We start from the raw sequence: 14,745 nt of genomic DNA, 5'->3' as shown, positions 1-14,745 counted from the left end.
ATGCCTCGTTTTTTTATTAATACAATTCCCGGCGAAGATACCGTTATTTCCGGTGAGGATGGCCGTCACATTGCCAAAAGCCTGCGTATGCAGCCGGGAGAAGTCATTACCCTGTGTGACGGGCAGGGGCACGATTACTTTGGTGAAATTACGGAGATTTCCGGTGAAACCGTCGGCGTACACATTACGGAAATGCAGGCAAGCAAAAGTGAACCCAGCATAAAAGTCACCCTTTGTCAAGGTGTCCCCAAAAGCGATAAAATGGATCTCATTGTGCAAAAAGCCGTGGAGCTTGGCGTTTGGCGCATTGTTCCCACCGTCACCTCCCGCTGTATTTCGCGCCCCGATGAAAAATCCGCACACAAAAAAGTACAGCGCTGGCAGAAGATTGCACAGGAAGCTGCCAAGCAAAGCGGCCGCGGTATTATTCCGCAGGTCACAGAATTCACAGCTTTGAAGCAGGCCTGTAAGGACGCCTCCGGAAAACGTGTACTGTTCTATGAAGGCGGCGGCGAGCGTATTCCTGTAGTAATCACAGAACTGGACACGGACATCACGGTTTATATTGGTCCGGAGGGCGGTTTTGCCGCGGAGGAAGTACAGCTGATTCAGGACGCGGGCGGCTTTGCCGCTACATTGGGGCCGCGTATTCTGCGCACAGAAACTGCGCCGCTGGCTGCACTGGCCGCAATTATGCTGGTCACCAACAATCTGTAAAGGAAGTCTTTTTATGCGTACTGCACTGGTAACCGGGGGAAGCCGCGGAATCGGCGCCGCTGTCTGCCGCCGTCTTTCTACGGATGGATTTCATGTTTTTATAAATTACAATACCCACGCGGAAGATGCCGCTGCACTTGCCGCGCAAATTGACGGAGAAGCCGTCTGTGCAGACATTTCCACCCGTGCGGACTGTGAGGCCATGTTCACAAAAATCGGCAATGTGGATGTTCTGGTCAACAATGCGGGCATTGCTCAGCAAAAGCTGTTTACAGACATCACTGAGGAGGACTGGCGTCGGATGTTCGCTGTGGACGTGGACGGTATATTTCGCTGCTGCCAGCTTGCTTTGCCCTATATGATTCACGTTAAGCGCGGCAGTATCATCAACATTTCCTCCATGTGGGGACAGGTTGGCGGCTCCTGTGAAGTGCATTATTCCGCCGCCAAAGCTGCCGTTATTGGTCTGACAAAGGCACTGGCAAAGGAACTGGGACCAAGCCATATTCGTGTGAACTGCATTGCCCCCGGCGTAATCGATACTGAAATGAACGCCATACATGGCCCTGCGGTTCTGCAGGAATTGGCGGAAGAAACACCGCTGGAACGCCTCGGTACACCGGAAGACATCGCCGCCGCAGTTTCGTTTTTTGCCGGAGAGCAATCTGCATTTATCACCGGTCAGATACTAGGCGTAAACGGCGGCATGATTATTTAATGCTGCATAAGACGAAATTTTTACCACAAAAGCAGTAAGCAGCACTTTTCGTATAAACCTGCACAGAATAAATTACAAATTTGAAAACGTACCCATCGAAAATGCTACAGTTTTGAATAATTCGTAAAAATTATGTAAACCTCATTGAAGCATCTCCAAAAGCATGTTAGAATGTTAACAGAATGAAAGATGAGCAGGGGGAAGATTTGTGAAGCGCGTACTGGCCGTTCTGTGCAGCATCGTGCTGCTGGTTGTGTCCATGTCCGGATGCGGCGAATCCAAAAACGCCAACAAGACAATCAATATAAAACTTACAGCGGAGCCTTCCACCCTTGACCCGCAGGTTGCACAGGGCAGCGATGCCGCTACCGTCATTTCCGCACTGTACGAAGGGCTTTGCCGGCTGGATTCGTCCGGCAAGGCGGTACCCGGCGTTGCGGAGTCCTGGAAGGCCAACAGTGACAGCACAGAATTTACTTTTAATCTGCGCAGCAATGCGGTTTGGAATGGCAATATAAAAGAAGTAACCGGAAAATCGGAAAATGAAACAACCTCCACACCTGTTACTGCACAGGACTTCGTCTTTGCCTGGCGGCGGGCGCTGGACGCCTCTACCGCATCTCCAGTGTGCACTGCCATGATGTGCATTGAAAACGCTGTGCAGGTACACGCAGGTACCCTTTCCAGCGACAAACTGGGCGTAACCGCCAAAGACAGTCATACCCTTGTTGTAAAGCTGCGTTACACCTGCCCCGAATTCCCGCAGCTGACCGCACAAAGTGTTTTCATGCCCTGCAATGAGGAATTCTTTACCTATGCCGCCGGACGTTACGGCATGGAGCGTGCAACGATTTTTGGAAACGGACCGTTCAGCATCCCAAACTACGGCTGGAACCACAACCAAAATCTGACCGCAAAACGTTCCAGTACCTATGTTGGGGGAACTGCCGCACTACCGTCATCCCTTGTGTTCACCATTGGTGACGCCTCAGCTTCCAACAGCACCGCTTCCGCCGCTGTGACGGTTTCCTCCTCGGACAGCACCAGCACCAGCACCGGAACAGATGTTGTCCAATCCATTGTTTCCGGTAAAATGGATATAGCTCCGCTGGATATCTCCTCTGTCAGTTCCGCGCAGAAAGCCGACCTGACCGTCACTTCTTTTCAGGACACGACCGGCGGTCTGTGCTTTAACACAAAAGGCGTGTTTCAGTCCGCAGCTCTGCGCCGCGCTTTTGTGCAGGTACTAAAGCGTGGCACGCTGTTGCATCTGCTGCCCAGTGGTACCCAGCAGGCAGATGACATTCTGCCGCCCGCCATCCAGTTTGGCGGAAAACCCTACCGCGACCAGGTGACCAGCGGACTGTTTTTAAAGCAGTCTGCTTCCGCAGCGGCGCAGGGCAGTTCCCTGCTGAAAAAAGGAACAAAAGTCACCCTGCTGTGTACAGAGGAAACCAAACCGCTGGCAAGTGAAATGCTGGCAAACTGGAACCAGGCATTCCAAACTTACTTCAGCTTGAATGCGGTGGATGAGAGAACCCTCCTTTCCAGCGTCAGCAGCGGCAGCTACGACATTGCAATTTACCCATACACACCGGTTTCTGCAGATGCCTACACTGCATTGGCCTGTTTCCAGAGTGGCCAAAGCGGAAATTTTACACAGTTAAAAGATTCTTCCTATGACCAGCTGCTCAGCGGTTCCACCGTCAGCAGCGGCGCTTTGGCACAGGCAGAAAAGCATCTCAATGACAATGCGGTGTTTTACCCACTGTACTATACAAAACACGCTTATGCCGCACAATCTTCGGTTACTGGCGTGCTTTATCGCCCTTTTGGCGCAGGACTTGACCTGCGGGGTGCCGGAAAAGACAATTAAAAAAAGCTTTCGGGGAATCTGCCCGAAAGCTTTTTTCTTATGCTGTTCTTCCGTACCGGCCGGTAACCGGGTCCTTAAAAAGTGGGATGTGCGGCGGCGCAAATGTAAAGAAAACAACACATGCCAGCAGCAGAAGCATGCCGAACACTCCAAGCTGATTAATACCGGCAGCGGTAAACCGGCTGGTCGGCAGCAAGCTGGCGCTGAACCAGTAAGCAACAATTACACCCAGTAAAAGGGTGCCGATGTCCGCCGCCAAAAAGTGCTTTCCAATAATTCCAACATAGGTGTAAAACGCAATGACAATCACCGCCATCCCCAACAGGATAGACAAAAACCGAACTGCAAAAAAATTCTGCAGAGTCCTGCCATACACCAGAAATTCCAGAATGGAAAACGCAAACATCGGCGTAAACAGCAGTTTTAGGTGTTCCCACGTGCTTTCATTGACCGCGCTGAAAGCGCCGGCCAGCTTTTTTCTGCCACACCAGTCATATGTAAAGTGCAGCAGTGTCCCTGCTATCACGGTAAAAACCGCTCCAACAATATTAAACGCAATAATCAACTCTGTCACCCCCGCAGGCATTGTATGTCCTGCAGGACAGCAGATATGCGCAAATTATGAAAGTTTTGTTTTTCTTTTACGCGGTTTTGACAGCGGCACAGTTTGCTCCAGTTCATGCACAATTTCACAGCTGAACGCGGCGTCGTCAATATCGAGCAGGTAATGTTCTTTGGCTCCCTCGTAAGGAACGCCTGTCTGCGCGCCGGCCATTTTCTCACGGATGCAGTCCAGCTTTTTTACATACACAGCGTTGTCGCAAAGCAGCAGAATTGGTTTGTCATTGACGTAAACCATGTAATCGCCAAACATTTTACGGGAACGTACGGCACCCACTCCCGCAATCTGCTCACAGACGTACTGTACATATTCCGGTGTACTAGCCATTGTTACTCCTTTTCCCACAGGCAGTTCAGCACCTGCGCCATTGGCAGCACTTTTGCAAAGCGGCCGTTCCAAATATCCTGCTCGTAGTATTCCTGCAGCTGTGCAGCAGAGATAAATTTGCGGCTGTCAAAGGTCGCCGTTGCCCCCTCCGGAATGACAATGGAGTAACCGTATTCAAACGCTACACGGCAGGTAGTGTCCACGCAGTATTCCGTCTGCATCCCGGCAAAGACAAGGCTGCGGATGCCGTGCTGCTGCAGATAACCGCCAAAATCTGTCTGTCGAAAGGCACTTGTAAAATGCTTACGAAAAGTCTTTTCACCAGGCAGCGGTGCAATTTCGTGGTACACCTGCCAGCCGGCGGAACCGGGAACCAGTTCTTCGTCGCAGTGCTGCACATAAAGAACCGGAACGTTGTTTTCACGTGCAGCGTAAAGCAGCTGCTTTAAATTTGCTAGGAATTGTTTTTCCCCGGCCGGGTGTGCATTTACCAGCGCTTCTTGTACGTCAATGATGACCAATGCGGTGCCTTTCATACTTTCTCCTTTTTGGTTTGGCGCAAGAATGTAAAGTCACAAAAATTCTGTCCTTTTCCAATAGAGCCCTCCCGCGCGAATTTCATTTTGTGGAGTCCGCCGTAATTGATTTCATCGCAATCACAAAGCAGCCGGCACAGTTCCGGACAGCCATTGTCCTTACAGGCAGAATACCACAGACAGCGGTGAATATGTATCGTAAACTTGTCCTTTTCCCTGCAGAACAGCTCGGCAGACCAGTTGTCACTTTTCAATGTAACAAAAGTAAATACTTTTCGGAAAATATCGTAGAAAAACGGCATTTGTTCCATTTCGGAATACTGCTTTTTTGATTTTTCGCATACTACGTCTACCATATATTCTTTTACAATGCGGTATGCATCCGCTTTTTCCGGCGTTTCCTGCAAAATTTGATAAAGCGCGACCCGCGGCAAAATCGTTTTTTCCAGTGTTTTCATTTGTGCGGGTGAATGATTTTTCTGGGCTTTTTGCAGCAGTCTGCGCAGGCGCCCCTGCTGCATGGAATAAAGGTTATTTCCTTTTTCTTCCCCGAACTTTGCAGTCAAAAAATGCTGAATTTCATCTGTTTGTGCCATTTCCTGCTCCTTTCAATTTAATTGCAGCTGATAGCTGTATCCATGTTCTGTTTTTGCGAGCTTTACAAAACCCATGCTTCCAAAAAGCTGCTCCGACTGCTCCACTCCGCTTACCGGCATCATGCATCATTTTTCTGTTTCTGGTACGCCGCCTTGGTTTTTTCAATGGTTTCGCCACCCACACCAATGCTGTCATCGGGCAGTTCTTTAATTGTCATCACAAAAAACTGCGGGGAATGTGTGTAATTTCCGAGGCGATGCGGGTCATCTGCGCAATCAGTTCCTCTTTCTGTTCTTTTGTAAGCTTTCCGCTTTCCAGTGTAATATATGGCATATGTATTTTCTCCTATAAAAATCATTTTTCAGAGATGTTATTTTCGTAGAATTTTCCTCTGTGGTATTCCATGTATGCCTCGCGCCGTTCTGTTAAGGTAACCTTTTGTCCCTCATGAATTCCCAGCAGTTTTTTGTCTTCGTCGTCAATATTGGAATTGATCAGGATTGTTCCGTCCTCATCAAAGGAGATGAGTTTTCTGTCAAACAAAGCATCGTGCTGCGGACACAAAAGCATAATATTATCAATATCGCCTTTTTCATCCGGATTGGAATCGCACCACGGCTTAATGTGGCTTGCCACCAACAGCGGCTGTACTTTCATCCCGCATAGTTCACAAGCATGGTATTTCGCCAGCGCGTTTTTTCGGATCTGCCCCTGATTGCATCTGGCCTTAATAATACATTCTCTTTCTTTTCCCTTCAGGTGCTGGATATCCTGATACATTCTTGTGACTTTATAAAGGTTCTTGGGAGTTCCTGCGGTTTTTCTTCCCTGTTTGGGGAACAGCTTCAGCACATTGATTGCTTCAAGCATCTCCGGCTTCAAAATCCAATCGCATCTCGGCTGACATGCTTTGTTGTCTTCTGTAAAAACATCCTCGCCGTCAAACACAATATTCCACCATCGGATTTCACCATTGTCACGCAGCGGGCAATTCAGGAATGTGTAATGGTCATAGATATACCGACCAAACAAACCAACCTGCTTATTTAAAATAATAAAGTGGGAAACACCAAGTATTTCTGCAATCGCGCTCGCATTTAAACGATGATCATTGGATTGATAGACAGTTCCGACAACACTATACACCAGGCTCCCTTTCTCCATGGTTGAAAGGACGTCTTTCCATTCTTCGCTGGACAGGGTTGTACATTGATACATTCTGTTTCCCATAATGCTGAATCTTCTTTCCTGCTATATATAATTAAATACAAACATTCGGCTCCGCCGCATAAAAGAACAATTAAAGTGAGAAGTTATTCAGACAAAGTCCGTTATATTTTATTTGTTCTATTATTATTTATCATTCGACACATTTTTTTCAAGCAGCACAACCGTTTCGATGTGGTTTGTATGCGGAAACATATCCACCGGCTGAATTGTTTTTACCGTGTAACCGCGCTCGCAGAGATATTCTAAATCCCGCGCCTGCGTTTCCGGATTGCAGGAAATATACACCACACGCTTTGGTGCCAGTTCGGACAGCGACAGCAAAAAACGTTCGTTGCTGCCTGCGCGCGGCGGGTCCATAAAAACGACATCCGCGTGGTCGCCTTCCTCTGCCATCTTCGTCAAGCACTCTGTTGCATCCCCACAGAGGAAACGGGCGTTTTTAATGTGATTTAGCTTTGCGTTTGCAACTGCGTCATGCACCGCGTCGCGGTTTAGTTCCACACCCAGCACACAGCCAGCCTGTTTGGATGCCACCAGCCCAATCGTACCGATACCACAGTATGCATCAATAACAGTCTCTTTCCCGGAAAGCCGGGCAAGCTCCATTGCTTTGCCATACAGCTTTTCACACTGCACCGGATTGATTTGATAGAAACTTTTAGCAGAAATACGGAATTTGCAGCCGCACAGCGTGTCTTCAATAAAACCCGGACCATAAAGTACCTTTTCTCGTTCTCCGAGCACCATGCTCGTGCGGCGGTCATTCAAATTCAGCAGCACTGTTGTAATTTCCGGGTGTTCCCGGCGCAGTGCCGCAACAAATTTTTTGGCTGGAAAAATCGGTGTTGCAGCCACCAGCACCACCATGACTTCCCCGCTGCAAAAGCCGCGCTTCACGAGCACATGGCGCAAAAAACCGCGCCCCGTTATTTCATCGTAGGGTTTCAGTTTAAAGCTTTTCATCAATTTGCGGACAGTCGCCATGATTTTATCTGCTGTTTCATCCTCTGTCAGGCAGGACTCCACCGCCACAACATGATGGGTACTGGACTGATAAACGCCTGACAGAATGTTTCCGCAGCGGTCCGCCGTAAACGCCGCCTGCACCTTGTTCCGGTAATGGTAAGGATGCTGCATTCCCAGAATCGGCTCTGCCGTGCCAAACTTTCCGAGCAGCTTCTGCACCCGTTTCTGCTTCCACTCCAGTTGGTGCGGATATTCCATGTTTTGCAGCTGACAGCCGCCGCACTTGCGGTACAGCGGACATTGTATTGTTTCCATTTAATTTTCTCCTATTACTTACTTATAAATTAGAGTTTAGCTGCCTTTTCAGCAAAAGTTTCGCCCACCTTTTAAAGGCGGTAGGTGTGGGCAAAGCCCACGGTCTTTCTTTTGCGCGCGCTCTAAGAGCCGATATTTAACCTGCTAAACTGGCATTTTACTCAACATGAAATCAGGTTTTTACAAACATTGTTGCAAAGAAAACTTGACATATAGGCTGCATTGTGTTATTGTAGGATTGTAAATAAAACTTGTCATTATGACAACATAACTTGCCGAGGTGATTTTCATGAACAAAGATGAAATTTTAAGGAAAGCGCAAAGCAAAAAGTCCAACACACCGGATGAAATGGAACTGCAGGTGGTACACAAAGGGGGAAGTATCGCTCTGTTCGCTGTTGTGGTGGTCTGCTTTATTTTCATGCTGATTAAAATGGCGGTCAAACAGCCGTGGTGTGATGTTTACAGCCTGCTTTTCATCAGCATGGGCGTACAGCACCTTTACAAAGGCATTAAACTGCATCAAAAACATGAGCTGGTGCTGGGCGTATTTTTCACAATTCTTGCCGTTGTAATGGTCATTGCCTACTGCTGGGATATCATGGGGTAAAACATGGAAAACGAATTGCTTTTTCGCAACCGGCTCAAGGTTGCACGTGCCGAAAAAAATCTTTCGCAGGGTGAGCTTGCAAAACTGGTCGGCGTTTCCCGCCAAACCATAAGTTCCATTGAAACCGGACAGTTTAACCCTACAGCCAAGCTGGCACTGCTGCTGTGCATTGCTCTGGATAAAAAATTTGAGGAACTGTTCTACTTTGAATAAAGGCTCCCGCTTCCTTCACCCATTATATTGTAATCCAAAACAGGGAAGTGCACAAGCTTTCTAACCTGCGGCAGCGTTTTTTTGACATTTCTCTTTTGGAACACTTGAAAAGTCTTGTTTACACCCCCACTTTTGCGTTATACTGATTTTAGTATAACCCAGCGGGAGGGAAACATGGATAACTTTGAATACATCAGCAGCCGCCTGCAGTGTGCGGATGCAGAAAAGGAAAATGCCTTTGCCACGGTGATGCGTCTTTGCACCTACGCCGCCAAAGCACATGCCGAGGGTCCGCTTTCTCTGGAACCGCTGCTTCCTGCGGAACCGGACCCTTTTCTGCAGGATGGTCTGCGCCGCGTGGTAGATGCAGAAAACCCGGAAACTCTGCGGGAAGCACTGCAGATTCACATACTGGCCGCAAACGCAAGCGGAAACCGCTTTTTAGAAATGATGGTCATTGCGGACGGTGTGTATCAGCTGCAAAAGGGAATGCACCCACACGCCCTTCTCAGCCGCCTTGGAGAGTGGTTTGGCGACACGTACCGGGAACGGTTTATAACAGCACTGGCACAGTTAGACGCAGAGGAAAAGCAACGTGCCCTGCAGGCGCGGGCGAAACGAGAGGCAGAAGCCACCCAAATTGCCCGCGCACAGCTTGCCGCACAGGATGAAGTGTTGGTGCAGCAGGACGCGTCCACCGCGCCTACATCCTCGCCAGCGGCTGCAACAACTGCGTCACTTGCTCCGCCAGTAAAGGCCCCTGCAGCAGTTCCGACCGCCACGGATGCCCCTGTCCCACAAGCCACTGCCGCCAAACCGCATGCCGCTGTTTCCAGTGTAATGGAATTCCATCAACTTGGTTCCTGCCGCATTACCGCGATAGAACGTCTGCTGAAAGATGTGGATGACCGCACGCTGGCCGCCGCGCTGAAAGGCGTTGATAAGCCTTTGTTTTCGCTTTTCTGGTCTGCCATGCCAAAAGACCGCTGTGAAAAGCTGCTGGAGGATATGAGCTCCGCACTGAACATCCGCACGAAAGATGTTGAAGAAGCGCAGACAATAATTTTAAACACAGCCAAGGCATTGGAACAAAAGCAGGAACTGACACTTGACTTTCCGGACGGTGAGCTCTTAGCGCCACACTGGGAAGTCATTCTGTAGGAGGGAAATGCCATGCGGATTGCAGTTGTAACCGGCGCTTCCAGCGGCCTTGGCCGCGAATTTGTACGCCAAATTAGCGAAAACGAAGCCGTGCAGGAAATCTGGGTTATTGCCCGCCGGAAAAACCGGCTGCAGGAGCTGGCCGCCGAAATTGTCGGCGTACACGTGCGCCCCATTCCACTGGATTTAACCGTGAAAGATGACATTCAGATTTTCAGAGAACTGCTCGAAAAGGAAAAACCAGATGTGCGGATTCTGGTAAATGCCGCTGGGTTCGGCAAAATCGGCACTTATGCGGACATTTCCCCGAAAGACTGTGACGGCATGATTGACCTGAACTGCCGCGCAGCAGTGGACATCACGGTTATTTCTCTGCCGTATATGCGGGAGGGTGCGCGAATCCTGGAAATCTGCTCTACCGCGGGCTTTCAGCCGCTGCCGGGACTTGGTCTTTACGCCGCCAGCAAGGCGTTTTTGCTGCGCTACAGCCGTGCCCTGCGCTGGGAGCTGTTTCCCCGCGGCATCCACACAACCGCAGTTTGTCCTTACTGGATTAAAGACACGGAATTCATTCCAACCGCACGCGAAACCAAAAACGGCAGGGCAGTACAGCACTTTCCGCTTGCCAGCCATGCACACAGCGTTGTGCGGCTGGCTTTGTGGGACAGCAGGCTGAACCTTGCGGTTTCCACACCCAGCCCCGTCAGCTTTGTACACCGCATTGCGGCAAAGTTCATTCCACACTGCGTAATGATTGCAATTTGGGAACTGCTGCGCCGCATGTAAACCTGCTATCACAAAGAGGCACCTGCAAAACATTTCGCTTTGCAGGTGCCTCTTTGTATATATATATATTTATCTATCGTTTCCCAAATGAGCTTTCGGGAAATACTTTTCATTCGGTTATAGAGAGTAGTGCTTTTAGAGGATTGCTAAGTCATGGGCATCTGTCCTTTCGCCAAAAATGTGCTGCTGTGTCGGTTCACTTTCCTGTGCCATTGGACTCACCCTTTCATTTAATTTACCCGGACGCCGGGCGGCGTGTTTTTTCTTATTCCATTGGACTCGCTCCTATCTGTTAGTATGGCTATAGTATAGCACACTCTTTTGAAATTGCAAGTCATTTTTGAAATAATTTTTAATAAATCCTGCAAAATTATTTTCGTTCACGCGTTTATCACATGTCATTCACAATTTATTGCATGATTTATTTATAATTTATTCATTTTTCTTTTCGATACGCACGAATGCAGTCTAAAAATGCCTTACCGTAGCGCCGCAGCTTTTTTTCGCCGACACCGTTCACCTTGCCAATCATGTCTTGCTCAGTCACCGGCATAAAAGTGGACATCGCACGCAGGGTCGCATCTGTAAAAATGACAAAAGCGGGAACGCTTTGCTTTGCAGCGATTTTCTTGCGGAGGGTACGCAGGCGCTCGAAGAGCTCCGGATTGACGATTTCCGTCCCCGGCTGCGCCCGTCTGCGCTCCGGCTTTTTCTCCTCTTTCACAGTACGCAGCATCACCTTTTGCCCACGGAACAGCACATCAGATGCTTCAGAACCAAGCTGCAGCACCGGATAATCGCCGTCAGTGCGCTGCAGACAGCCGTTTTCCAACAGCCACTGGATACGCGTGCGCACCGCGTCCGCTTTCAAATTGGACAGCGAACCGTAAGTGGACTGATGATTCAGTCCAAGGCTTTGGATGCGTTCACTCTCCGCGCCCAACAAAATATCGGTAATTATGCCGGCACCAAAGCGTTCCCCCGTACGCCTGACACAGCAAAGGATTTTTTGTGCGTCCACCGTCATGTCCACTTCCTCCGCGGCCGCTGTGCAGTTACCGCAGGCATTGCAAAACATGGGGCTTTTTTCGCCGAAATACTTTAAAATGAAGTGCCGCAGGCAGTGCTGTGTGGTGCTGTAAAAGGTCATCTGGCGCAGCCGTTCACGGTCTTTTTTGTGCACTTCCTCCCGCGCGGCTTCGTCCAGCGTGTCGTCTTCATTGCCGTGCTCAATCAGGAATTGATTCGTGCGCACATCCTGCCCGCTGTACAGCAGAATACACTGTGCCGGTGCGCCGTCACGCCCCGCGCGGCCCGCTTCCTGATAGTAGCTTTCCAAATCCTTTGGCATATTAAAATGAATGACAAACCGCACATTGGATTTGTCGATTCCCATGCCAAACGCATTGGTCGCCACCATGACTGCCACCCGGTCATACAGAAAATCCTCCTGATTTTTCTGGCGCTCCACCTGCGAAAGTCCCGCGTGGTACCGTGCTGCAGGGTAACCCTGTTCATTTAAGAAATCACATACATCCTCTACATTTTTGCGGGTGGAACAGTACACAATTCCGGATTCATCCCGAAAACGGCTTAAAACCGCCAGCAGTTCATTCTTTTTGTTGTGCGGACGGCGTACCTCATAAAACAGATTTTCGCGGTCAAAACCGGTCACCACCTCGCAGGGGTCTTTCAGCTGCAGCAGACGGACAATGTCCTTTTTGACCACTTCCGTTGCCGTCGCTGTAAAAGCCGCCACCGCAGGACGCTCTGCCAGTCCCGCCACAAATTCGATAATCTGCAAATAACCGGGGCGGAAATCTTGTCCCCACTGCGAAACGCAGTGGGCTTCATCCACCGCCACCAGCGAAATCTGTACCTGCTGCACAAACGCCTGAAAGCGGTCGGTCAGCAGCCGCTCCGGTGCGGCGTAAATGATTTTATACTTTCCTGCCGCGGCATTGCGCAAAGCGTGCGCGTACTGGCTGTCCGTCAGGGCGCTGTTCAGGTACGCCGCCGGCACGCCGGACTCCACCAGCTCACGCACCTGGTCCTGCATCAGAGAAATCAGCGGTGACACCACAAGCGTGATTCCCGGCAGCAGCAGCGCCGGCACCTGAAAGCAGAGGGACTTGCCCGCACCGGTCGGCATGACCGCCAGTGCGTCCCGCCCGGCAAGCAGTGCATCCACCACTTGTTCCTGCCCGGTACGGAAACTGTCATACCCAAAATATTCTTTTAAGACTTCTGCTTTGTTCACAATATGCTGTACCTTTCCCTGTGCGTTTTCCTTAACTATACCATCTGTGCACAGAAAAAACAAATCCTGTACCCGCGGCTTTCTTTTCAGCCGGCTGGCACAGGATTAATTTGGTTTTATGGAATTGCCTGATATGCGTTTCCAAGGATTTTATTCAGTTTTTCACTTTCTGCCTGATAGTACCCATTAGGCATTAAGAAATGACGCTCTCCAACCTGACTGTATTGAAAACCGGAATCATCAATCCAACTGTACCAACCACTGCTTGTGGAAAGTTCAACACCATAACTCCACCCTGTAGACGGTTTTCTGCGGCTAATTACCTGCACAGTTTTCAATTCTGCGAGAAGTTTTGCAATCTGTGCAGAATCTGCAGTTGTCTTCTTTTGTCCATTGTGGTTACTGTCTGTAATCGTCATTTTGGTATAAGGAATACCTTTTTGAGCATATTCTTCTCCTAAATTAAAGCTGCTTTTAAAATTTAGAGAGAATTCAGGACTCGTCTGATTCAGCACAACACCGACCATAAGCACCGTCGCAATGCAAATCAGAGCAATCACTGCGATTCGTTTTTTCAGGGCTTTCATGTAATCACCTCGGCTTTAATAACGGGTGTAGGTAATATTTCCGCATGCATATAAATCACTGAAGAAATTTGACCTATTATCAGACCAACCATCCAAAACCCGAAGGTAATCTTTGTCATACAGCACGCACTGATATCCTGTTACAAAAATGGTGTGATTTTTACTAGTATCATTATAAACTAAATCGAGCAAAAACGGTCCGACATCCTTTAACGTTTTTTTATAAATATTGAAATTCGTTGCAGCTCCAATAACATCTGAACCTGCAACTGTAACATTTCTTGAATTAGAATATGAAATTAAACCCGGTAACTTATCTTCAAAATTTGTTCCCGAATGACCATTATTGGTTTTCATGTATTTATACAAATCAGCAAAAACAGAGCCACTCCACAAATTAGCTTTTTTTCTATTTGCTTTCTTTCCCCAATAATACATAAGATTTGTTCCTGCGGTCGGAGCACAATGATTCTGATATCCGGGAAAGTCGCTTGTTGTAAATACTTGATAATCACTGTCCAATAAATGAGGAATCGTATATTCATCTGTAATTGTTTGTGTTCGCAGTTGCTGCCTGCCATTATCAGTTCTGCTTAATTGCTTTGTTACTTGATAATTCCTCAATAAATATCTTGCAAGAATACTATAAAACTCATTATATCTCTTTTTTATTCGGTCAATTTCTTCATCTGATAAAATATCATTACTTTCCAAAAACCTGTATTTCCCTGATTGCATTGTTAAAAACGTGAATGGGCTACCGTGAACAATATAGTCACTTTCCTTTAATTCCCGGCCTTCCCTTTGTCTAAACATATTATCAGCTATAAAGTTCCCATCGTATGCATATGCCAAAACAGTAAATTTGATTCCTGATTTTCCAATAAAAATGTATCCTTGTGTTAACTTACAAAGATAGGAGTTAATCGAATTCTGAAAGTCATAGAACGGAATTATTTCTTTCACAGATGTCTGCATATTCCATGTACAATGCTCATCATTTTTTTGTGACATCATAATCCAATTTTCTGCCGTTTTTTGCGCATCTTGTTTTTCAAAAACTCTGCTGCTTAAATAAGGAGCAATTTTACTTTCTGATGCTACACAAGGGCATCATTGCCCCAATAATAATTGATATAGTCAATAATACCGATAAGCCTATTATCTTTCTTTTTTTCATTTTTAACATTCTCCTTTATAAATTGTTGTAATAATATATTACCA

The 14,745-nt window shown here is 48.1% G+C and carries 17 protein-coding genes; 7 read left to right on the top strand and 10 right to left on the bottom strand.

The features are described from left to right. The 3 genes from H6X83_RS00640 to H6X83_RS00630 all read left to right on the top strand — a co-directional run bounded on the left by H6X83_RS00640 (position 1) and on the right by H6X83_RS00630 (position 3,311). Positions 1-717, top strand: a complete 717-nt coding sequence (locus tag H6X83_RS00640; RefSeq protein ID WP_212507276.1) for a 16S rRNA (uracil(1498)-N(3))-methyltransferase — start codon at positions 1-3, stop codon at positions 715-717. Between the two features lie 13 nt (positions 718-730). Then, a complete protein-coding gene (ymfI, locus tag H6X83_RS00635; RefSeq protein WP_212507275.1) occupies positions 731-1,435 on the top strand; it encodes an elongation factor P 5-aminopentanone reductase in 705 nt (234 codons plus the stop codon). Positions 1,436-1,643: 208 nt separating this feature from the next. Then, positions 1,644-3,311, top strand: a complete 1,668-nt coding sequence (locus H6X83_RS00630; protein ID WP_212507274.1) for a peptide ABC transporter substrate-binding protein — start codon at positions 1,644-1,646, stop codon at positions 3,309-3,311. A 37-nt stretch (positions 3,312-3,348) separates the two neighbouring features. Here H6X83_RS00630 and H6X83_RS00625 read toward each other — a convergent pair whose 3' ends face one another. The 7 genes from H6X83_RS00625 to rlmD all read right to left on the bottom strand — a co-directional run bounded on the left by H6X83_RS00625 (position 3,349) and on the right by rlmD (position 7,904). Next, on the bottom strand, positions 3,349-3,897 hold the full coding sequence (locus tag H6X83_RS00625; RefSeq protein WP_212507273.1) for a DUF6512 family protein: 549 nt from the start codon (positions 3,895-3,897) through the stop codon (positions 3,349-3,351). Positions 3,898-3,930: 33 nt separating this feature from the next. Continuing rightward, a complete protein-coding gene (locus tag H6X83_RS00620; RefSeq protein WP_212507272.1) occupies positions 3,931-4,260 on the bottom strand; it encodes a TfoX/Sxy family protein in 330 nt (109 codons plus the stop codon). A gap of 2 nt (positions 4,261-4,262) precedes the next feature. Further along, on the bottom strand, positions 4,263-4,796 hold the full coding sequence (locus tag H6X83_RS00615) for a cysteine hydrolase family protein (RefSeq protein WP_212507271.1): 534 nt from the start codon (positions 4,794-4,796) through the stop codon (positions 4,263-4,265). Beyond that, positions 4,793-5,392, bottom strand: a complete 600-nt coding sequence (locus tag H6X83_RS00610) for an L-2-amino-thiazoline-4-carboxylic acid hydrolase (protein WP_212507270.1) — start codon at positions 5,390-5,392, stop codon at positions 4,793-4,795. The genes H6X83_RS00615 and H6X83_RS00610 overlap by 4 nt, the downstream gene beginning before the upstream one ends. A gap of 217 nt (positions 5,393-5,609) precedes the next feature. Then, the gene (locus H6X83_RS14740) at positions 5,610-5,726 is read right to left on the bottom strand and encodes a tautomerase family protein (RefSeq protein WP_425489197.1); all 117 of its coding nucleotides are present in this window, start codon (positions 5,724-5,726) and stop codon (positions 5,610-5,612) included. Between the two features lie 21 nt (positions 5,727-5,747). Further along, the gene (locus tag H6X83_RS00600) at positions 5,748-6,623 is read right to left on the bottom strand and encodes an HNH endonuclease (RefSeq protein WP_212507269.1); all 876 of its coding nucleotides are present in this window, start codon (positions 6,621-6,623) and stop codon (positions 5,748-5,750) included. A gap of 123 nt (positions 6,624-6,746) precedes the next feature. Beyond that, positions 6,747-7,904, bottom strand: coding sequence for a 23S rRNA (uracil(1939)-C(5))-methyltransferase RlmD (gene rlmD, locus H6X83_RS00595; RefSeq protein WP_212507268.1), 1,158 nt, complete (start codon positions 7,902-7,904; stop codon positions 6,747-6,749). A 289-nt stretch (positions 7,905-8,193) separates the two neighbouring features. On the opposite strand from rlmD, the gene H6X83_RS00590 reads away from it, so the two are divergent. From H6X83_RS00590 to H6X83_RS00575, 4 genes are all read left to right on the top strand, one after another. After that, the gene (locus H6X83_RS00590) at positions 8,194-8,514 is read left to right on the top strand and encodes a DUF6442 family protein (protein ID WP_212507267.1); all 321 of its coding nucleotides are present in this window, start codon (positions 8,194-8,196) and stop codon (positions 8,512-8,514) included. A gap of 3 nt (positions 8,515-8,517) precedes the next feature. After that, a complete protein-coding gene (locus H6X83_RS00585; protein WP_212507266.1) occupies positions 8,518-8,727 on the top strand; it encodes a helix-turn-helix transcriptional regulator in 210 nt (69 codons plus the stop codon). Positions 8,728-8,901: 174 nt separating this feature from the next. Beyond that, positions 8,902-9,888, top strand: coding sequence for a FliG C-terminal domain-containing protein (locus H6X83_RS00580; protein WP_212507265.1), 987 nt, complete (start codon positions 8,902-8,904; stop codon positions 9,886-9,888). Positions 9,889-9,900: 12 nt separating this feature from the next. Then, positions 9,901-10,674 carry an SDR family NAD(P)-dependent oxidoreductase gene (locus tag H6X83_RS00575; RefSeq protein ID WP_212507264.1) on the top strand — a complete coding sequence of 258 codons (774 nt, stop codon included), beginning with the start codon at positions 9,901-9,903 and terminating at the stop codon, positions 10,672-10,674. A gap of 436 nt (positions 10,675-11,110) precedes the next feature. Here H6X83_RS00575 and recQ read toward each other — a convergent pair whose 3' ends face one another. The 3 genes from recQ to H6X83_RS00560 all read right to left on the bottom strand — a co-directional run bounded on the left by recQ (position 11,111) and on the right by H6X83_RS00560 (position 14,538). Further along, the gene (recQ, locus tag H6X83_RS00570) at positions 11,111-12,934 is read right to left on the bottom strand and encodes a DNA helicase RecQ (RefSeq protein ID WP_246419367.1); all 1,824 of its coding nucleotides are present in this window, start codon (positions 12,932-12,934) and stop codon (positions 11,111-11,113) included. Positions 12,935-13,050: 116 nt separating this feature from the next. Continuing rightward, positions 13,051-13,521, bottom strand: a complete 471-nt coding sequence (locus tag H6X83_RS00565) for a hypothetical protein (RefSeq protein ID WP_212507263.1) — start codon at positions 13,519-13,521, stop codon at positions 13,051-13,053. Positions 13,522-13,536: 15 nt separating this feature from the next. Beyond that, positions 13,537-14,538 (bottom strand): hypothetical protein, encoded by a 1,002-nt coding sequence (locus H6X83_RS00560; RefSeq protein WP_212507262.1) that lies wholly within the window; start codon positions 14,536-14,538, stop codon positions 13,537-13,539. Positions 14,539-14,745 lie beyond the last annotated feature (207 nt).

Origin of the sequence: Caproicibacterium amylolyticum, from assembly GCF_014467055.1 — a bacterium.
Taxonomy (GTDB): Bacteria; Bacillota; Clostridia; order Oscillospirales; family Acutalibacteraceae; genus Caproicibacterium; species Caproicibacterium amylolyticum.
The sequence above is the reverse complement of the archived record's forward strand: the minus strand, read 5'-3'. Positions and strand labels throughout refer to the sequence as shown.

Coding starts and splice junctions, on each gene's coding strand:
- H6X83_RS00640 (WP_212507276.1), top strand. CDS start 1: ATGCCTCGTTTTTTTATTAATACAATTCCCGGCGAAGATACCGTTATT.
- ymfI (WP_212507275.1), top strand. CDS start 731: ATGCGTACTGCACTGGTAACCGGGGGAAGCCGCGGAATCGGCGCCGCT.
- H6X83_RS00625 (WP_212507273.1), bottom strand. CDS start 3,897: ATGCCTGCGGGGGTGACAGAGTTGATTATTGCGTTTAATATTGTTGGA.
- H6X83_RS00620 (WP_212507272.1), bottom strand. CDS start 4,260: ATGGCTAGTACACCGGAATATGTACAGTACGTCTGTGAGCAGATTGCG.
- H6X83_RS00615 (WP_212507271.1), bottom strand. CDS start 4,796: ATGAAAGGCACCGCATTGGTCATCATTGACGTACAAGAAGCGCTGGTA.
- H6X83_RS00610 (WP_212507270.1), bottom strand. CDS start 5,392: ATGGCACAAACAGATGAAATTCAGCATTTTTTGACTGCAAAGTTCGGG.
- H6X83_RS14740 (WP_425489197.1), bottom strand. CDS start 5,726: ATGCCATATATTACACTGGAAAGCGGAAAGCTTACAAAAGAACAGAAA.
- H6X83_RS00600 (WP_212507269.1), bottom strand. CDS start 6,623: ATGGGAAACAGAATGTATCAATGTACAACCCTGTCCAGCGAAGAATGG.
- rlmD (WP_212507268.1), bottom strand. CDS start 7,904: ATGGAAACAATACAATGTCCGCTGTACCGCAAGTGCGGCGGCTGTCAG.
- H6X83_RS00590 (WP_212507267.1), top strand. CDS start 8,194: ATGAACAAAGATGAAATTTTAAGGAAAGCGCAAAGCAAAAAGTCCAAC.
- H6X83_RS00585 (WP_212507266.1), top strand. CDS start 8,518: ATGGAAAACGAATTGCTTTTTCGCAACCGGCTCAAGGTTGCACGTGCC.
- H6X83_RS00580 (WP_212507265.1), top strand. CDS start 8,902: ATGGATAACTTTGAATACATCAGCAGCCGCCTGCAGTGTGCGGATGCA.
- H6X83_RS00575 (WP_212507264.1), top strand. CDS start 9,901: ATGCGGATTGCAGTTGTAACCGGCGCTTCCAGCGGCCTTGGCCGCGAA.
- H6X83_RS00565 (WP_212507263.1), bottom strand. CDS start 13,521: ATGAAAGCCCTGAAAAAACGAATCGCAGTGATTGCTCTGATTTGCATT.
- H6X83_RS00560 (WP_212507262.1), bottom strand. CDS start 14,538: ATGATGTCACAAAAAAATGATGAGCATTGTACATGGAATATGCAGACA.